This is a genomic window from Pseudoruegeria sp. SHC-113, assembly GCF_025376885.1.
In the GTDB taxonomy this organism is placed as follows: domain Bacteria; phylum Pseudomonadota; class Alphaproteobacteria; order Rhodobacterales; family Rhodobacteraceae; genus Pseudoruegeria.
The window spans coordinates 106876-123168 of record NZ_JAHUBR010000001.1; the positions used below are offsets into that span (position 1 = coordinate 106876).

At 62.8% G+C, this 16293-nt stretch carries 15 protein-coding genes; 6 read left to right on the forward strand and 9 right to left on the reverse strand.

What is annotated here, in order from left to right; translation table 11 throughout:
- Positions 1 to 119: 119 nt before the first annotated feature.
- Complete coding sequence (msrA, locus tag KVX96_RS00550) at positions 120 to 758, forward strand: peptide-methionine (S)-S-oxide reductase MsrA (protein WP_409977112.1); 639 nt, start codon at positions 120 to 122, stop codon at positions 756 to 758.
- On the opposite strand, the gene KVX96_RS00555 is transcribed toward msrA, so the two are convergent.
- The 3 genes from KVX96_RS00555 to KVX96_RS00565 are packed head-to-tail and all read right to left on the reverse strand — an operon-like array spanning position 749 to position 4582.
- Positions 749 to 1627, reverse strand: coding sequence for a ribokinase (locus KVX96_RS00555; RefSeq protein ID WP_261191976.1), 879 nt, complete (start codon positions 1625 to 1627; stop codon positions 749 to 751). The genes msrA and KVX96_RS00555 overlap by 10 nt on opposite strands.
- Positions 1624 to 3885 carry an NADP-dependent malic enzyme gene (locus KVX96_RS00560; protein WP_261191977.1) on the reverse strand — a complete coding sequence of 754 codons (2262 nt, stop codon included), beginning with the start codon at positions 3883 to 3885 and terminating at the stop codon, positions 1624 to 1626. The genes KVX96_RS00555 and KVX96_RS00560 overlap by 4 nt, the downstream gene beginning before the upstream one ends.
- A gap of 46 nt (positions 3886 to 3931) precedes the next feature.
- Positions 3932 to 4582, reverse strand: coding sequence for a PhoP regulatory network YrbL family protein (locus KVX96_RS00565; RefSeq protein WP_261191978.1), 651 nt, complete (start codon positions 4580 to 4582; stop codon positions 3932 to 3934).
- Positions 4583 to 4719: 137 nt separating this feature from the next.
- On the opposite strand from KVX96_RS00565, the gene mutS reads away from it, so the two are divergent.
- Positions 4720 to 7347 (forward strand): DNA mismatch repair protein MutS, encoded by a 2628-nt coding sequence (mutS, locus tag KVX96_RS00570; RefSeq protein WP_261195348.1) that lies wholly within the window; start codon positions 4720 to 4722, stop codon positions 7345 to 7347.
- A 104-nt stretch (positions 7348 to 7451) separates the two neighbouring features.
- Here mutS and KVX96_RS00575 read toward each other — a convergent pair whose 3' ends face one another.
- Both KVX96_RS00575 and hrcA read right to left on the reverse strand, forming a co-directional pair.
- Positions 7452 to 8060 (reverse strand): nucleotide exchange factor GrpE, encoded by a 609-nt coding sequence (locus KVX96_RS00575; RefSeq protein ID WP_261191979.1) that lies wholly within the window; start codon positions 8058 to 8060, stop codon positions 7452 to 7454.
- Between the two features lie 7 nt (positions 8061 to 8067).
- Positions 8068 to 9135: a heat-inducible transcriptional repressor HrcA gene (hrcA, locus tag KVX96_RS00580; RefSeq protein WP_261191981.1), complete on the reverse strand. Its 1068-nt coding sequence runs from the start codon at positions 9133 to 9135 to the stop codon at positions 8068 to 8070.
- 132 nt (positions 9136 to 9267) lie between these two features.
- Here hrcA and rph point away from each other — a divergent pair, with 132 nt between their 5' ends.
- From rph to KVX96_RS00600, 4 genes are read left to right on the forward strand one after another with little or no spacing between them, the layout of a single operon-like run.
- Positions 9268 to 9981, forward strand: a complete 714-nt coding sequence (gene rph / locus KVX96_RS00585) for a ribonuclease PH (protein WP_261191982.1) — start codon at positions 9268 to 9270, stop codon at positions 9979 to 9981.
- Positions 9978 to 10586: an RdgB/HAM1 family non-canonical purine NTP pyrophosphatase gene (gene rdgB, locus KVX96_RS00590; protein WP_261191983.1), complete on the forward strand. Its 609-nt coding sequence runs from the start codon at positions 9978 to 9980 to the stop codon at positions 10584 to 10586. Before rph ends, rdgB begins: the two co-directional genes overlap by 4 nt.
- Positions 10583 to 11746 (forward strand): radical SAM family heme chaperone HemW, encoded by a 1164-nt coding sequence (hemW, locus tag KVX96_RS00595; protein WP_261191985.1) that lies wholly within the window; start codon positions 10583 to 10585, stop codon positions 11744 to 11746. Before rdgB ends, hemW begins: the two co-directional genes overlap by 4 nt.
- Entirely contained in the window at positions 11747 to 12100 is a 354-nt protein-coding gene (locus KVX96_RS00600) for a YbaN family protein (protein WP_261191986.1), read from the forward strand. It begins immediately after the preceding gene.
- On the opposite strand, the gene KVX96_RS00605 is transcribed toward KVX96_RS00600, so the two are convergent.
- Genes KVX96_RS00605 through mnmG form a run of 4 tightly spaced genes read right to left on the reverse strand, consistent with a single transcriptional unit; the run spans position 12075 to position 16288 of the window.
- Complete coding sequence (locus KVX96_RS00605; RefSeq protein ID WP_261191987.1) at positions 12075 to 12986, reverse strand: ParB/RepB/Spo0J family partition protein; 912 nt, start codon at positions 12984 to 12986, stop codon at positions 12075 to 12077. The genes KVX96_RS00600 and KVX96_RS00605 overlap by 26 nt on opposite strands.
- A 17-nt stretch (positions 12987 to 13003) precedes the next feature.
- Positions 13004 to 13813, reverse strand: a complete 810-nt coding sequence (locus tag KVX96_RS00610; RefSeq protein ID WP_261191988.1) for a ParA family protein — start codon at positions 13811 to 13813, stop codon at positions 13004 to 13006.
- Positions 13806 to 14423, reverse strand: a complete 618-nt coding sequence (rsmG, locus tag KVX96_RS00615) for a 16S rRNA (guanine(527)-N(7))-methyltransferase RsmG (RefSeq protein ID WP_261191989.1) — start codon at positions 14421 to 14423, stop codon at positions 13806 to 13808. The genes KVX96_RS00610 and rsmG overlap by 8 nt, the downstream gene beginning before the upstream one ends.
- Positions 14420 to 16288, reverse strand: a complete 1869-nt coding sequence (mnmG, locus tag KVX96_RS00620) for a tRNA uridine-5-carboxymethylaminomethyl(34) synthesis enzyme MnmG (RefSeq protein ID WP_261191990.1) — start codon at positions 16286 to 16288, stop codon at positions 14420 to 14422. The genes rsmG and mnmG overlap by 4 nt, the downstream gene beginning before the upstream one ends.
- Between the last annotated feature and the right edge of the window lie 5 nt (positions 16289 to 16293).

Here is a 16293-nt window from a genome sequence, read left to right on the forward strand (position 1 = left end):
CGTGATCACCTAAGGGTGAACTCACCATCCGTTGAATTGCCCGGAGCCGTATTCCCTGTAACCAACAGGGCATCACGGAGGGCAAACCCATGCATATTCTCACCGATTACGCCAAGGCCATGACCTTGAGCCTCGCCATCGCCATCGGCCTGCTGCTGAGCTGCGGCGAGGCCCACGCGCAGAGCACCGAGACCGCGATCTTCGCGGGGGGCTGTTTCTGGTGCGTGGAGAGCGATTTTGAAAGCGTGAAAGGCGTGATCGAGGCCGAGAGCGGCTATACCGGCGGTTCCGTCTCCGATCCCAGCTACAAGCAGGTCACCAAGGGCGGCACCGGCCATTACGAGGCCGTGCGCATCACCTACGATCCGGCGCAGGTGAGCTACGCCCAGCTTGTGGATCTCTTCTTCCGTTCGGTGGATCCCACCGATGCCGGTGGCCAGTTCTGTGATCGGGGCGACAGCTACCGCACGGCGATTTTCGTCTCTGACTCAGGCCAAAAGGCCGCTGCGGACGCTGCAAAAGCCAAGGCACAATCGGCGCTGGGGCAAACCGTGGTGACACCGGTGCTTTCGGCCGCGCCCTTCTACCTCGCCGAAGATTATCATCAGGATTACTACAAGGGCAGCAAACGGGTGCTGACGCGCTTCGGCCCGAAAAAACAATCGGACGCCTACAAGCTCTACCGCGAAGCCTGCGGCCGCGATGCGCGGGTGAAACAGCTCTGGGGTGATGCCGCGCCCTTTGCCGGTCACTCCTGATCGGCGATAAAGCCTTCCACCTCCACCCGCGTCGGGATGGCATCTGCCGCCCCGGCGCGTGTAACTTTCAGCGCCGCAGCCCCAGCCGCCAGCCGCATCGCTCCCGGTACAGAAAGCCCCTGTTCGCAGGCGGCCGCAAAGAAGCCAGCGAACGTATCGCCCGCCGCCGTGGTGTCTTTCGGGGTAACCTTGAAGCTCGCCACCTCGAACGCCTCGCCACGGGCCGCGCGCCAGACAGCACCCTTCGCGCCTTTGGTGATCAGTGTTTCCGGCACATCGAGCGCTTCCGGCGTGGTGCCCAGCGCCTCGGAGAGCTGCTGGGATTCAATCTCGTTCATCGCCAGAAGATCCACATGGGGCAGAACGGCCTTCACCGCCTCCACCGAAAACGGTGCGGCGGAATAGACAACCCGCACGCCCTTGGATTTGGCGATCTGCGCGGCCTCGACCTGAAAGGCGGTTTCGTTCTGCAACAGCAGCACATCGCCCGCGCCCGCATCGGCCAAAGCGGCCTCCACGACGGAGAGATCAAAGGCGAAGTTCGCGCCTTTCAGCAGGACGATCGCGTTCTCGGCCCCCGCGTCCACGTTGATGATCGCATGGCCCGTCGGGCCATCCACGCGCACCACGTGATCCACGTTCACGCCATAGCCCGCGATCCGCTCCCGCGCCCATGCGCCATCGGCACCAACGGCCCCGATATGCACCACGCGGCTCCCGGCGCGCGCGGCAGCCACGGATTGGTTGGTGCCCTTGCCGCCAAGCCCGATGGTCAGGCTTTCGGCGGCAAGGGTTTCCCCCGGCCCGGGCAGATGCGGTACGGCATAGACGTGATCCGCGTTGATCGAGCCGAGGTTGTAGATCGTCATTTGCTCACCTTGCAGGCCGCCAGAAGCGCCATGTTCAGGATGTCGCCCGCCGTGGATACGGCCGAGCAGATCTGCACCGGGTGATCGACCCCGGCAAGGATCGGGCCGATAACGGTGGCCCCGGCCATTTCCTGCAGCAGCTTGACGGAGATCGAGGCCGAGTGCCGCGCGGGCACCACCAGCACGTTGGCCGGGCCGGTGAGGCGGGAGAAGGGGTATTGCTCCGCCGCCTTCGGGTTCAGGGCCACGTCCACCGTCATTTCGCCTTCGTATTCGAAATCCACGCCCCACTCATCCAGCACCCGCGGCGCGGCATGCATCTTGGTGGCGCGTTCGGTGACGGGATAGCCGAAGGTCGAGAAGCTGACAAAGGCCACGCGGGGCTCAAGCCCCAGGAGACGCGCCACTTCGGCGCCGCGCATGGCGATGCGGGCCAGATCCTCTTTCTCGGGCCATTCATGCACCAGCGTATCGGTGATCAGCACGATGCGCCCCTTGTGCAGCAGCGCCGTGACGCCTACCGCGCCATCCTCAGCACGCGCGTCGATCACGTGGTTGATCAGCTCCAGCACCTGCGCCGATTTGCGCGTCGCGCCGGTGATCAGCCCGTCACCATGGCCATGTGCCAGCATGAGCGCCGCAAACACATGGCGATCCCGCGCGGCGAGGCGGTGGATGTCGGAGCCATCAAACCCTTTGCGCTGCAGGCGGTTGTACAGGAAGTCCTTGTACTCCTGCAGATGCGGCGTGTTGCGGGCATTGACGATTTCGATCTCGCCAAACGCATCGCCAAGGCCCGAGGCCTCCAGCCGCTGCTTCACGTCGTCATCGCGCCCTACCACAAGCGCCTGCCCGTAGCCGGAGCGCTGGTAGTTCACGGCGGCGCGCAGCACGCGGTTGTCGTCACCTTCCGCAAAGATCATCCGGGCCTGCGCCGCGCGGGCTCGGGTGTTGATGGAGCGCAACACCGAGGCCGTCGGATCCATCCGCGATTTCAGCGCGTGCTCATAGGCATCCATGTCAATGATCGGACGGCGGGCCACGCCGGTGTTCATCCCCGCTTTCGCCACCGCCGGCGGGATCACGTAGATCAGGCGCGGGTCAAAGGGCGTGGGGATGATGTAATCGCGCCCGAAAGTGAGCTTGCGCCCGTAGGCCATGGCCACTTCGTCCGGCACATCCTCGCGCGCCAGATGGGCGAGCGCATGGGCGCAGGCGATCTTCATCTCGTCGTTGATGGCGCGGGCATGAATATCCAGCGCGCCGCGGAACAGGTAGGGAAAGCCCAGAACGTTGTTCACCTGGTTCGGGTAATCCGAGCGGCCCGTGGCGACGATGGCATCCTCGCGCACCTCATGGGCTTCTTCCGGCGTGATCTCCGGGTCCGGGTTGGCCATGGCGAAAATCACCGGGTCGGGCGCCATGGATTGCACCATCTCCTGCGTCACCGCGCCTTTCACCGACACGCCAAGGAACACATCGGCCCCCTTCATCGCCTCTTCGAGCGTGCGCAGCTCGGTGGTGATCGCATGGGCCGATTTCCACTGGTTCATGCCCTCGGTGCGGCCCTGATAGATCACACCCTTGGTGTCACAGACGATGCAGTTTTGATGCTTCGCACCCATCGCCTTGAGGAGCTCGATACAGGCAATGCCCGCCGCGCCGGCCCCGTTGAGCACGATCTTCACATCCTCGATCTTCTTGCCGGAAATCTGCAGCGCGTTGATCAACCCGGCGGCGCAGATCACGGCGGTGCCGTGCTGATCGTCGTGGAAGACGGGGATGTCCATCTCTTCCTTGAGACGCTGCTCGATGATGAAACATTCCGGCGCTTTGATGTCCTCAAGGTTGATGCCACCGAAGCTGGGGCCCATCAGCTTCACGGCGTTGATGAAGGCATCCGCATCTTCGGTATCCAGCTCGATATCGATGGAGTTCACATCGGCGAAGCGCTTGAACAGCACGCTCTTGCCTTCCATCACCGGCTTGGAGGCCAGCGCGCCGAGGTTGCCAAGCCCGAGGATCGCCGTGCCGTTGGAGATCACCGCAACGGTGTTGCCCTTTGTGGTGTAATCATAGGCGGACTCCGGGTTCTCCGCGATCGCTTCCACCGGGACGGCCACACCCGGCGAATAGGCGAGCGACAGATCGCGCTGCGTTGTCATCGGTTTGGTCGCCACGACCTCCCATTTCCCCGGCTGGGGGTCCAAATGGTAGGCCAACGCTTCTTCGCGCGTCACTTTCGTTCTGGATGCCATTCTTGCCTCTCTCTCTCGTCACACCGGCCTATGGCACCAGCGGCGCTCATTCAATACGACGGGCGCTCTCGTTCCATGTTTTTTGCAAATATTTCGCCAGACCCCGGTATTTCTTTTTCAATCCACGCCTGTTGAGGCTGTCAAAGTAACTTTTGACCGGAATGAAGTTCGAATCCCCAAAGCCGTCCACCATCACGAAGCGCGGGGATGCGCCCTTTTCATCGAGCACGATATTGCCGGGGTTCATGTCATTCACCCGCATGTTCCAGCGGTTGATCTGGGCAATCAGATCGTTGAGCAGGCCAAGGTGCTCATCGGTGAAGCTGCCCGCCTCCTGCAGCGCCTTCACCGTTTTGCCGATGCCATCGCCGCGCGGGCCGATCTTTTCCACCACCATCCCCAGCCCCTTGTCCGTCTGGACAAGCGCCATGAGGTTGGACACAGGCAGCGGTCCGCCGATCTCTTCCTGCTGGATCTTCAAGCGCAGGTAGTAATCGTATTCGCGGAACAGGAAGCGGTAGAGCTGAAAGCGGCTGCGGGATTTCACGAAATTGCGGATGCGTTTTCTGGGGTTCGGCACTGGCGGATGCATCACCTTGATCATCACGTCATCGCGCCCCGGCACGGCGTAGATCGAGCGGTAGGTGCCGCTGGCCAGCGGCGAAAGCCCCTCAAGGCGCATCGGTTCGTCAAACATTCTCACCCCCGTCCGCAGGCTTATTTCCGGTCGTGTTTCGGCACTCTTCCCGATAGAAAGGCGGAAACGGGCCAGAGAGGCCAGAAATACTGCACTTGGGGGCAAGAGTGAACAAGGCGAATCCGGGCGTGACGCCGATGATGGCGCAGTTTCTCGACATCAAGGCCGAGTATCCCGAGGCCCTGCTGTTCTACCGCATGGGCGATTTCTACGAGATGTTCTTCGACGACGCGGTGCAGGCCGCCGCAGCGCTGGACATCGCGCTCACCAAACGCGGCAAGCATCTGGGCGAGGACATCCCGATGTGCGGCGTGCCTGTGCATTCCGCCGAAAGCTATTTTCTCACCCTGATCCGGAAGGGTTTCCGCGTGGCTGTCTGCGAACAGCTCGAAGATCCAGCGGAGGCGAAAAAACGCGGCTCGAAATCGGTGGTGAAGCGCGGCGTGGTACGGCTGGTGACGCCCGGCACGCTCACCGAGGACACGCTACTTGAAGCCCGCCGTCACAACTTCCTTGCCGCCTATGCCGAGCTGCGCGGCGAAGGGGCGCTTGCGTGGGTCGATATCTCCACCGGAGCCTTTCACGCCATGCCCTGCCCCCGCGTGCGGCTGGGCCCGGAACTGGCGCGGCTTGCGCCGAAAGAGATCCTGCTTTCGGAGGGTTTAGAGCGCGATTTGGCTGAAATCGTCTCTGAATCGGGCGCGGCGAGCACGCCGATGTCCCGCGCGGCGTTTGACAGCACGTCAGCCGAAGGGCGGCTCACCGCGCTTCTGGGCGTGAGTGCACTGGATGCTTTCGGGCAGTTCGACAGGGCCGAGATTTCGGCCATGGGTGCGCTGGTGGAATATCTGGAGATCACCCAGAAGGGCAAACTGCCGCTCCTGCGCCCGCCGCGCCGGGAAAGCCTTGGTGGGGCCATGCAGATCGACGCCGCGACACGCCGCAATCTGGAACTGACACAAGCTTTGAGCGGTGGGCGTGAGGGCTCGCTCATCGCCGCGATTGATCGCACCGTCACCGCCGCCGGCGCGCGGCTCCTGGAGCGCAGGCTCTCGGGCCCCTCCACCGACCTCTCCACCATTCAAGCGCGGCTGGATGCCGTTGGCTTCTGCGAAGAGCACGGCGGCTTTCGTGAGGCTTTGCGCGATATTCTGCGCAAAGCCCCCGATATGGACCGCGCCCTATCGCGCCTTGGGCTGGATCGGGCTGGGCCGCGCGATCTGGCCGCCGTGCGCAACGGGCTGACGCAAGCCGCCGCGCTGGCGGACAGGCTTGAGGGGTTGGAACTGCCCGCCCTGCTGCGCCAGAACGCCTCCGCGCTGACCGGGCATGAAGAGCTTCTGGATCTGCTGGATCAGGCGCTGATCGCCGAGCCGCCGCTGCTGGTACGCGATGGCGGTTTCATCGCGCCCGGTTTTGACGAAGAGTTGGACGAAGCCCGCACTCTGCGCGACGAAGGGCGCGGCGTGATCGCTTCCATGCAGGCGCAATATGCGGAGACAGCGGGCGTCACCTCGCTGAAGATCAAGCACAACAACGTGCTGGGCTATTTCATCGAAACCACCGCCACCCATGCGGAAAAGATGCTCTCTGCGCCGCTTTCGGAAACCTTCATCCACCGCCAGACAACCGCCAACGCCGTGCGTTTCACCACGGTGGATCTTTCGGAGCTGGAAACAAAGATCCTGAACGCAGGCCAGCGTGCGCTGGAGATCGAAAAACGTTTCTATGACAGCCTGAAAGCGGCCATTCTCGACCAGATCGCCGCCATCGGCGCGACGGCGCAGGCGCTGGCCGAGTTCGATCTGAGCGCCGCGCTTGCCGATCTTGCGGCGCGCGAGGATTGGTGCCGCCCGCAGGTGGACGACAGCCGCGCCTTCCTGATCGAACAGGGCCGCCACCCGGTGGTGGAAGCCGCGCTGCGCAAACAAGGCGGCGCGCCTTTCATTGCCAATGATTGCGATCTGTCCGATGGCAGCAAACCGGCTGACATCTGGCTGCTCACCGGCCCGAACATGGCCGGTAAATCGACCTTCCTCCGTCAGAATGCGCTGATCGCCCTGCTGGCACAGATGGGCAGCTTCGTACCCGCGCAAAGCGCGCGGATCGGGCTTGTCTCGCAGCTTTTCTCCCGCGTCGGTGCGGCGGATGACCTGGCGCGCGGGCGCTCCACTTTCATGGTCGAGATGGTGGAAACCGCCGCGATCCTCAATCAGGCCGATGAGCGCGCGCTGGTGATCCTTGACGAGATCGGACGCGGCACGGCCACCTATGATGGGCTCTCCATCGCCTGGGCCACGCTGGAGCACCTGCACGACGTGAACCGCTCCCGCGCGCTTTTCGCCACCCATTACCACGAGATGACGGCGCTCTCCGGCACGCTGGACGGGGTGGAGAACGCCACGGTCGCGGTGAAGGAATGGGAAGGCGAGGTGATCTTCCTGCACGAGGTCCGGCGCGGCGCGGCGGATCGCTCTTACGGGGTGCAGGTGGCGCAGCTTGCCGGCCTGCCGCGCGCCGTGGTGGAGCGGGCGCGCTCGGTGCTGGATGCCTTGGAGAAGGGCGATCGGGAAAGCGGCGCGAAGCCGAAGGCGCTGATCGATGATTTGCCGCTCTTCTCCGCCGTGGCCGCCGCGCCAGCACCGGCTCCGAAAGCCGCCGGGCCATCGCCTTTGGAAGCGCGTGTGCAGGAAATCCTGCCCGACGAGCTGACCCCCCGCGAAGCGCTGGATCTGATCTACGAGCTGAAGGCTTTGCAGAAATAGGCTGGATTAGGCGGTAAGCGCCCGACCGGGTGGGCGCGAAACGCGCCCGCCATGGGGCGGGCGGGCGCGTGCCTGTTTCTAGCGAAACAGGAGAGCTTTGAAGTTTACGACTTCGGCGTCGAAGACACGCCCACCTGCGCCGGGCGCAGAAGGCGGTCATGGATCATGAAGCCCTCGGCCATCACCTGAATGATGTCCCCGGCCTGCGTGCCGGGCACCGGGGCCTCGAACATCGCCTGATGCTGCTTCGGATCAAATTTCTCACCCAGCTCCGGCGATACCCGCTCGATGCCGTGTTTGGAGAAAATGTTGAGCAGCTCGCGCAGCGTCAGCTCCACGCCTTCGATCAGCGCCTTGTTGGCCTCGCGGCTTTCTTCCGGCACCGCTTCGATGGCGCGGTTCAGGTTGTCGTAAACCGGCAGCATATCGCGTGCCAGCTTGGAGCCGCCGTAGTTCTCGGCCTCCTTGCGATCCCGCTCGCTGCGTTTGCGCGAGTTCTCAGCCTCGGCCAGAACCCGCATCACGCGATCCTTCAGCTCGTCCCGCTCGGCGCGCAGCGCGGCCATCTCGGATTCGCTGGCCTTGCTCGCCGGCTTGCTCGGCCCTTCGCTGGCCTCTTCAGACATGATGTCGATGGGCTCGTCGCCAAACAGCTCGTCTTCGAGCGCTTCGATATCGTCCAGGAAATCATTCTCTTGCTTCGGCTCAGCCATATCTCACCTATTGCCTCTGGTCCGACAGCAACCGCCCGACCAGCTGTGCCGTGTAATCCACGATCGGCACGATCCGTCCATAGTTCAGGCGCGTCGGGCCGATGACGCCGACAGCACCCACAATCTTACGATCCGCGTTCATATAGGGAGAAACCACCAGAGAGGAACCCGAAAGTGAAAAGAGTTTGTTCTCCGAGCCGATAAAAATGCGCACGCCCTCGCCTTCCTCGGCCAGTTCGAGGAATTGAGCGATATCCCGCTTGCGCTCCAGATCGTCAAACAAACTGCGCACACGCTCCAGATCGGCGGTCTCGCCGCTGTCCTGCAAAAGATTCGCCCGGCCCCGCACGATCAGGCGCGGATTGGCATCGCCCTCGGTGTCCCACATGGCCATGCCGTTCTCGATCATGTCCCGCGCAAGGGTGTCGAGCTCCTGCCTCCGCTGGGTGATCTCCCGCACCACCGCCTTACGCAGATCGCTGAGGGTTTTGCCTTCCGCGATGGCGTTCAGAAAATTCGCCGCCTCCCGCAGCGAGGAGGGTGTTTGCCCGGCGGGCGGGCGGAACACGCGGTTCTCCACATGGCCGTCGGCAAAAACAAGCACCACAAGCGCGCGATCCGGGGCGAGGGACACGAACTCGATATGGCGGATCGGGGCTTCGTGTTTGGGAGCCAGCACGAGGCTTGCGCCCCGCGTCACACCCGAGAGCGCTTCGCCCACCCGATCAAGCATCGCGCCCACATCACTGCCAGAGCCGCCCATCGTGGTGTCGATCTTCGCTTGATCGTCTTTCGTGAGGTTCTCGACCTCCAGCAACCCATCCACGAACAGCCGCAAGCCGGTCTGCGTCGGGATCCTCCCGGCAGACACGTGCGGCGCCTCCAGAAGGCCGAGATACTCGAGATCCTGCATCACGTTGCGCACCGTCGCCGCCGAGACCTTCTCGCTCAACGTCCGCGTCAGCGTGCGCGAGCCCACGGGGCCGCCGGTTTCAAGGTATCCCTCCACCACACGGCGGAACACCTCGCGGCTACGGTCGTTCATCTCGTCGAAGATCTTGCTGCGTTCGCTCATCTGTTCCGTGTGTCTGGTGGCCTGCATCCGGGCCCGCCCATTAAAGAGCACAGGCCCGGAAGGTCAATCGGGCTTGCCTTCCGCCGGGTGCGGCAGGTATCTGGGGCGCAACTCTTGCAGCAAGGAAAGCCCATGCGTCCGTCAGGCAGAAACGTAAGCGAAATGCGCCCGATTTCAATCGAGACCGGGGTCACGAAACACGCCGAAGGCTCCTGCCTGATCAAATGCGGCGATACCCATGTGCTCTGCACCGCCACGATCGATGAGCGCGTGCCGCCCTTCCTGAAGAACTCCGGCCTTGGCTGGGTGACAGCGGAATACGGCATGCTGCCGCGCGCCACCAACACGCGGATGCGGCGCGAGGCCAAGAACGGCCAGTCCGGGCGCACGCAGGAAATCCAGCGCCTGATCGGCCGGAGTTTGCGCGCCGGTGTGGATCGCGTGGCCCTTGGCGAGCGCCAGATCACCGTGGATTGCGACGTGATCCAAGCCGACGGCGGCACCCGCTGCGCCTCGATCACCGGGGGCTGGGTTGCGCTGAAACTCGCGGTCAACAAGCTGATGAAAGCCGGGGACGTGATCTCTGATCCGCTCATCGATCCCGTGGCAGCTGTCTCCTGCGGCATCTACGCCGGTCAGGCCGTACTGGATCTCGACTACCCGGAAGACAGCGAAGCCGGCGTGGACGGCAACTTTGTGATGCTCGGCAACGGCCAACTCGTGGAAGTGCAGATGTCGGCGGAAGGCGCGACCTTCTCCCGCGCGCAGATGGATGAGCTGATGGGCCTTGCCGATAAGGGTGTGGCCGAACTGGTTGCCGCGCAAAAGGCGGCCGTGGGCCAATGACGCGTAAGCTGACCGAGACAAAGATCGTCCTCGCCTCCCATAACGCGGGCAAGCTGCTCGAAATCGCGGATCTGCTCGCGCCCTATGGCGTGGATGTTGTCTCTGCCGGCGAACTCGGCCTGCCGGAACCGGAAGAAACGGAAGATAGCTTTGCTGGAAACGCCCGCATCAAGGCGCATTTCGCGGCAAAGGAATCCGGCCTGCCCGCGCTGTCGGACGACAGCGGGCTGGAGGTCGATGCGCTCAACGGTGCGCCCGGCGTTTACACGGCGGATTGGGCCGAAACGCCCAATGGCCGGGATTTTCCGATGGCCATGGCCAAGGTTCAGGCAAAACTGGACGAGAAGCAGGCCCCCTCCCCGCGCAAGGGGCGCTTCTGCTGCACGCTGTGCCTCGCCTGGCCCGACGGCCATGACGAGATCTTCGCAGGCACAGTCGATGGCCAGCTCGTCTGGCCGATGCGCGGCGAGAATGGCTTTGGCTTTGACCCGATGTTCCTGCCCAACGGCGAAGTGGAAACCTTCGGCGAAATGGATCCGGCCAAGAAACACGAGATGAGCCACCGGGCGGATGCGTTCGCCAAGCTCGTCAAAGGCTGCTTTTGAGCGAGGATTGGCAGAACGCGGGCTTCGGCCTCTATATCCATTGGCCGTTCTGCCAATCGCTCTGCCCCTACTGCGATTTCAACTCCTACGTCTCCTCCAAGATCGACCAGCGCCAATGGCAGGGCGCCTATATCCGTGAGATCAAACGCATCGCGGCGGAAACCGGGCCGCGTGTTCTGGGGACGGTGTTTTTTGGTGGTGGAACCCCCAGCCTGATGGCGCCGGAAACGGTGCACGCCATTCTCGACGCCGTCCGCGCCGCTTGGCCGATGGCCAATGATGCCGAGATCACGCTGGAGGCTAATCCGGGCTCCGTGGAAGCCGGGCGGTTCCGCGGCTATCGCGACGCCGGGGTGAACCGCGTCTCGATGGGCGTGCAGGCGCTCAACGATGCCGATCTGAAGCGACTGGGGCGGCTGCACAGCGTGGCCGAGGCCCGTGCCGCCTTCGACGTGGCCCGCAGCGCCTTTGACCGCGTGAGCTTCGATCTGATCTACGCACGCCAGCACCAGAGCGTGGCCGCTTGGGAGGCAGAGCTATGCGAGGCGCTTGCCATGGCGATTGACCACCTGTCGCTCTATCAGCTGACCATCGAACAAGGTACGGCCTTCGGCGATCGCTACGAGGCCGGTAAGCTTTCGGGCCTACCCCTCGAAGATGACGCCGCCGAGATGTACGAGCGCACGCAGGAGATCTGCGAGGCCGCCGGAATGCCAGCCTATGAAATCTCCAACCACGCCCGCACTGGGGAGGAATCCCGCCACAACAGTCTCTATTGGCGCTACGGCGATTACGCCGGTATCGGCCCCGGCGCCCATGGGCGGCTCACGCTGAACGGGCGGCGCCTGGCTACGGAAACCTACCTTCAGCCCGGCAAATGGCTGGAGGCAGAGGGTACGGCAGGCTCAGGGGAAAGCCTGAGGGAAGAGATTACCCAGCAAGATCAGGCGGTTGAGTATCTTCTTATGGGGCTGCGGCTGGTAGAGGGGATCGATTTACCACGGCTTGAGGGGCTCAGCTCGACCGCCATTAATATGAATAAATTCAATAGCTTAATGGAACACGGGCTGCTTGAAACGGCAGACAACCGCTTGCGCGTCACACCGAAAGGTCGGCCCTTGCTGAATGCCGTCCTACGCGAGCTTCTGAGCGAGGCCTAGATGCGCATTCTTTGGGTCTGCTTGGGAGTCATCGCCCTCACGCTGGGTACCATTGGTATTGTGTTGCCCCTGCTACCCACGGTCCCGTTTCTGCTTCTGGCGGCCTTCTTCTTTGCGCGTTCCTCAGAACGGCTTCACAACTGGCTTATCACCCATCCGCGCTTTGGCCCGCCGATTGAGGACTGGAACCGCTCTGGCGCGATCAGCCGACGCGCGAAGATCCTCGCAACAGTCTCTGTTGCGGCTGCTTTCGGGCTTTCCCTCGCGCTTGGGCTGCGGCCGATGATCCTAATGATCCAGGCCGCCACCCTGTGCTGCGTGCTTCTGTTTATATGGACGCGTCCGGAGAGCTGACGGAGAGGATCCGGCAAAGCTCATCAAGCTGTTCAAGCGATTTGTAGGAGATCGAAAGCTTCCCGCTTTCCTTGCCGGCATCATGATCCACCGAAACGCGCATCCGCAGCGTGGCTGTCAGATCGCCTTCGAGCGCCACCGTATCGGCATCCTTCTGCACCTTCGGCCCCTTGGGCCGCATCGGCTTCTCCCCTGCTCCGGCCTGTTTGGCCAGGCGCTCGGTTTCGCGCACCGAAAGCCCTTTCGCCACAACGATCTTGGCGAGCGCCGAGGGGTTGTCCGTGGTGATCAGCGCGCGGGCATGGCCGGAGGTTAGCTTGCCGTCGCGAAGCAGATCCAGCACATCGTCTGGCAAGGACAGCAGGCGCAGCAGGTTGGCGATATGCGACCGGCTCTTGGACAAGGCTTCTGCCAGTTTTTCCTGCGTGTGGCCGAAGCGATCCATCAGCTGACGATAGCCTGCGGCCTCTTCCACCGGGTTCAGATCGGCGCGCTGGATGTTTTCGATGATCGCGATTTCAAGGACTTCGGTATCGTCCAGCTCGCGCACCAAGACCGGAAGCTCGTGCAATTGCGCCATCTGAGCGGCGCGCCAGCGGCGCTCCCCGGCAACGATCTCGAACATCTCGGGATCGCGCGGATCCTTGCGGACGATCAACGGCTGGATAACCCCCTTCTCCCGGATCGATTCCGCCAGTTCCGACAGGGCTTCGGGCGTGAAGGTCCGCCGCGGTTGATCGGGGTTGGGGCGAATTTTCTCGACCGGTAGCCGCGAATCTGCACGTGTTTTTGTGGGCTCCTGCCCGCCTTCACTCAGGTTCACATCCGCCATGAGGGCCGACAGCCCCCGGCCAAGGCCCCGGCGTTCTGTTTTCTTCTCTGCCATGTTCCCGGCCTTTCCTGTCAGGCTTTCGCCGTTTCGTAACGCGCCACCAGCTCGGCCGCCATGTTGCGGTAGGCCTCGCTCCCCTTGGACGCGGTATCATATTCGAGCACCGGCAGCGCATAGGACGGCGCTTCGCTGACGCGGACATTGCGCGGGATCACGGTGTTGAATACCAGTTCCCCAAGGTTTTCGCGCGCGTCGAGCTCCACTTGCCGGGAGAGGTTATTGCGCCCGTCATACATCGTCATCACCACACCTTCGATGCGCAGGTCCGGGTTGGCCGACTGGCGTACTTCGCGGATCGTGAGCATGAGTTGCGACAGGCCTTCCAGCGCGAAAAACTCGCTCTGCAGCGGCACCAGCACCGAATGCGCTGCGACCATTGCGTTGACTGTCAGCAAGTTCAGCGACGGCGGGCAATCGATCAGGATGTAATCCAGCGCAAAGGCATCTACCGCAGGCTGACGCAGGGCGTCATGCAGAAGAAAGACACGTTTCTCGTTGGAGAAGAGCTCAATATCCGCCGAACTCAGATCGGTCGTGGCGGGGATGATGCCAAGGCCCGGCACATTCGTGTCCGCGATCACTTCCTTCAGTTCCGCATCGCCGACAATCAGATCATAGGTCGTGTACTTGCGCTGGCTGGATGCGATACCCAAGCCGGTGGAAGCATTGCCCTGCGGATCGATATCAACGATCAACACCCGCTTGCCGCGCTCCGCAAGGGCTGCGGCGAGGTTGATCGTCGTCGTGGTTTTACCGACCCCACCCTTCTGGTTGGCAACGGCAATGATCTTGGCCCCCGGGGGCCTTGTGGGATCAGACACGCTCGATTCCTCCGATCGCAAGGATAACTGCTTTTCCATCAGTGATACTCGGGATCGTCTCCGCAGAGAAGTGCCAGCGGGCTTTGGCCTCGCTGATTTCCTGTTGATAACTCTCGCCTTTTGGAAAAATCGCCCGCCCGGACGGTTTCAGGTGCAGTTCTGCGAATTCCAAAAGCACATCAAGCGAGGCCAGCGCGCGCGCAGACAGGACATCCACGCACAGGGGCTGCGTCTTTTCGATACGGGAGGCCAGCACATCAACATTCGCGCCTGTTTCGCGCGCAACGGTTCTCAGAAAGGCGGACTTGCGCTGATCGCTTTCCACCAGCGTGAACCGCGCTTCCGGGGCTTTTTCCAAGGCCAGGATCGCACAAACCATACCCGGAAAGCCGCCACCAGATCCGAGATCCGCCCAATGCGCAAAGCCATTAGGCGCCAGATCATAGATCTGAGCGGAGTCCACGAAGTGACGTGTCCAGAGGTCCTTCAAAGTGGATTTCGCAACGAGGTTGATTGCCGGGTTCCACTTCTCCAGCAATGCGGCGTAGGTTTTCAGCCGCTCCAATGTTTCACGTGAAACATCCTGCAGCCCCCCCTGCCCCGCTGTCATGCGCTCTTCTGCCTCTGGTGCTGGCGCACCTTGGCCAGGATCAGAGTCAAAGCCGCCGGCGTCATCCCATCGACGCGCCCGGCCTGCCCTAGCGTCTGCGGGCGGACTTTTTCAAGCTTCATGCGCAGCTCGTTGGACAGCCCCTGCATCGCCTCATAGGAAAAATCGAGCGGGATCTTCTGCGCCTCGTCGCGTGCGAGGGCATCAACGTCCTTCTGTTGCCGCGAGATATAGTTCGCGTAGAGCGCGTCGCGGGCGATCTGAGCACGGGTTTCGACATCGATTTCCGCGAAGGCGGGTTCAAGCGCATCCAGAATGGCGAACTCCATATCCGGCAAGGAAAGAGCCTCATAACCGTTCCGGCGCGGCCCATCGCGATTCACCTTCACGCCATGATCTGCCAGCACGCGCGGTGTTACCGTGAAGGCCTCCAAAGCAATACGGGCCTGCCCAAGCGTCTCCATCTTCTCAGAGAAAGCCGCTTTGCGCACCTCACCCACAAGGCCAAGCGCCTCACCGAAGGGCGTTAGGCGCTGGTCGGCGTTGTCGGCGCGCAGCGAGAGACGGAACTCGGCGCGGGAGGTGAACATACGATAGGGTTCCGTCACGCCGCGCGTGACCAGATCGTCGATCATGACGCCGATGTAGGACTCCGTGCGGGAGAAAATCACGCCCTCCCGCTCCGCCGCCTTACGCGCAGCGTTCAGACCGGCAACCAGCCCTTGCGCGGCGGCCTCTTCGTAGCCGGTCGTTCCGTTGATCTGCCCGGCAAGGAACAGGCCGGGGACGTTTTTCAACTCCAACGTCGGCGAAAGCGCGCGCGGGTCGACGTAGTCATATTCAATCGCGTAACCGGGCTGCAGAATCTTCGCATCTTCAAGCCCGAAGATCGAGTGAACGTAGTCTTCCTGCACGTCTTCCGGGAGAGAGGTGGAAATGCCGTTCGGATAGACGGTGTCATCGTCCGCGCCCTCCGGCTCCAGGAAGATCTGATGCGAGGTTTTCTCAGCAAATCGAACGATCTTATCCTCGATCGACGGGCAATAGCGTGGGCCGACGCCCTCGATATGGCCACCATACATCGCCGAGCGTCCCAGATTCGCGCGGATGATCTCGTGCGTTTTCTCGTTGGTATGGGTGATCCCACAGGAGATCTGAGGCGCCGTCACCGTCTTGGACAGAAAGGAGAAGAGAACGGGTTCCTCGTCACCCGGCTGCGCTTCGAGCGCATCCCAGCGGATCGTCTTCCCATCGAGCCGCGGCGGCGTGCCCGTTTTCAGCCGGCCAAGCGGCAGGCCAAAGCTGTCCATCCGCTCTGCGAGTTTGACAGAGGGCTTATCCCCCATCCGGCCACCCGGGCGCGAGACATCGCCGATATGGATAACGCCGCGCAGGAAGGTGCCGGTTGTCAGGACAACGGCTTTGGACGAGAGCTGTGAGCCGTCCGCAAGAACCACTCCGCGCACGGTATCGCCTTCGAAGATAAGGTCCGCGACCTCCCCTTCCACGACATCGAGATTCGGCTGCGCGGCGATCTCCGCCTGCATGGCAAGGCGATAGAGCTTGCGATCAGCCTGCGCGCGCGGGCCTTGAACGGCCGGGCCCTTGCGTCGGTTGAGAAGGCGGAACTGGATCCCGGCCTTATCGGCAACGCGGCCCATCACGCCGTCCAGCGCGTCGACCTCCCGCACGAGGTGGCCTTTGCCAAGCCCACCAATGGCCGGGTTGCAGCTCATCACACCGATGGTATCCGCGCGCAGCGTCACCAGAGCTGTACACGCACCAGCGCGGGCCGCGGCATGGGCGGCATCTGCGCCGGCATGGCCGCCGCCAACTACGATCACATCAAAGCTCGAATGTTTCACGTGAA

Coding starts and splice junctions, on each gene's coding strand:
- KVX96_RS00600 (WP_261191986.1), top strand. CDS start 11,747: ATGCGCATTCTTTGGGTCTGCTTGGGAGTCATCGCCCTCACGCTGGGT.
- KVX96_RS00565 (WP_261191978.1), bottom strand. CDS start 4,582: ATGTTTGACGAACCGATGCGCCTTGAGGGGCTTTCGCCGCTGGCCAGC.
- mutS (WP_261195348.1), top strand. CDS start 4,720: ATGATGGCGCAGTTTCTCGACATCAAGGCCGAGTATCCCGAGGCCCTG.
- KVX96_RS00575 (WP_261191979.1), bottom strand. CDS start 8,060: ATGGCTGAGCCGAAGCAAGAGAATGATTTCCTGGACGATATCGAAGCG.
- rph (WP_261191982.1), top strand. CDS start 9,268: ATGCGTCCGTCAGGCAGAAACGTAAGCGAAATGCGCCCGATTTCAATC.
- rsmG (WP_261191989.1), bottom strand. CDS start 14,423: ATGACAGCGGGGCAGGGGGGGCTGCAGGATGTTTCACGTGAAACATTG.
- KVX96_RS00560 (WP_261191977.1), bottom strand. CDS start 3,885: ATGGCATCCAGAACGAAAGTGACGCGCGAAGAAGCGTTGGCCTACCAT.
- rdgB (WP_261191983.1), top strand. CDS start 9,978: ATGACGCGTAAGCTGACCGAGACAAAGATCGTCCTCGCCTCCCATAAC.
- hrcA (WP_261191981.1), bottom strand. CDS start 9,135: ATGAGCGAACGCAGCAAGATCTTCGACGAGATGAACGACCGTAGCCGC.
- msrA (WP_409977112.1), top strand. CDS start 120: ATGACCTTGAGCCTCGCCATCGCCATCGGCCTGCTGCTGAGCTGCGGC.
- KVX96_RS00555 (WP_261191976.1), bottom strand. CDS start 1,627: ATGACGATCTACAACCTCGGCTCGATCAACGCGGATCACGTCTATGCC.
- KVX96_RS00605 (WP_261191987.1), bottom strand. CDS start 12,986: ATGGCAGAGAAGAAAACAGAACGCCGGGGCCTTGGCCGGGGGCTGTCG.